At 63.7% G+C, this 262-nt stretch carries 1 protein-coding gene; it reads right to left on the bottom strand.

What is annotated here, in order from left to right; all coding sequences use genetic code 11:
• On the bottom strand, positions 1–262 hold a 262-nt coding region (locus tag AC0IYH_RS32210), incomplete at both ends, for an ABC transporter permease subunit (RefSeq protein WP_471838382.1).

Genomic DNA, 262 nt, shown 5'->3' with positions numbered 1-262 from the left:
GTGATGATCGATGCCACCGCGCTTTCCTTGATGGTCAGGATCACTTGGTTGCCCAGCAACGGCAGAGCGAACGCCAGCGCCTGTGGCGCCTGGATGTGCCAGAAGGTCTGGATGCCGTTCAGGCCATGCACCCGCGCCGCCTCCAGCTGGCCGATCGGCACACTGGCCCAGGCCGAACGCAGCAGTTCGGCAAAATAAGCGGCGCTGTAGAGGCACAGGGCGAGAATGCTCGCCTCGATGGCATCCAGGGTCAGGCCAAGCA

The sequence above is a fragment of the Pseudomonas sp. AC463 genome (genome assembly GCF_979253585.1).
Note: the sequence above shows the minus strand (reverse complement) of the source record. Positions and strands in the feature narration are given on the sequence as shown.